Source organism: Pseudoroseomonas cervicalis ATCC 49957, from assembly GCF_000164635.1.
In the GTDB taxonomy this organism is placed as follows: Bacteria; Pseudomonadota; Alphaproteobacteria; order Acetobacterales; family Acetobacteraceae; genus Pseudoroseomonas; species Pseudoroseomonas cervicalis.
Map to the genome: position 1 here is coordinate 1 of NZ_GG771205.1, position 634 is coordinate 634.

The 634-nt window shown below is 74.6% G+C and carries 1 protein-coding gene; it reads left to right on the forward strand.

Annotation, left to right across the window (positions count from 1 at the left end; translation table 11 throughout):
• The coding region (locus HMPREF0731_RS22590) for a glutamine amidotransferase-related protein (protein ID WP_007006599.1) at positions 1–598 on the forward strand (598 nt) is incomplete at its 5' end.
• Between the last annotated feature and the right edge of the window lie 36 nt (positions 599–634).

A 634-nucleotide genomic window follows, 5' to 3' on the forward strand; every position in this document is an offset into this window, starting at 1 on the left:
CGCCCGGGTGCTGCTGGTCGACCATGAGGACAGCTTCGTCCACACCCTGGCCAACTATGTCCGCGCCACGGGAGCGGAGGTGCGCACGCTGCGCCCCGAGCTGGCCCGCGCCGCGCTGGCCGAGGGCGCGCCGGCGGATTTCGTGCTGCTCTCCCCCGGCCCCGGCAAGCCGTCCGACTTCGCCATGTCGGAGACGATCGACCTGCTGCTGAAGCGCGGCCTGCCGGCCTTCGGCGTCTGCCTCGGGCTGCAGGGGCTGGTCGAGCATTTCGGCGGCGCGCTGGACGTGCTGGCGCAGCCGATGCACGGCAAGCCCTCGCTGATCCGCCGCACCGGCGGGCGGCTGCTGGCCGATCTGCCGGAGGCGTTCACGGTGGGCCGCTACCATTCGCTGCATGCCCGCCGCGTCGCCCTGCCGGAGGCGCTGCTGGCGACGGCGGAGACCGAGGATGGCGTCATCATGGCGGTGGAGCACCGGTCGCTGCCGCTGGCGGCGGTGCAGTTCCACCCCGAATCGCTGATGACCGATCCGGGCCGCATCGGCATGCCGCTGATCGAGGCGGCGCTGCGCCGGCTGCGCGCCAGCGTCACGGCCTGAGGCGCCCGGCGGGGTGGCGGCGGGGTGGCGCACGGC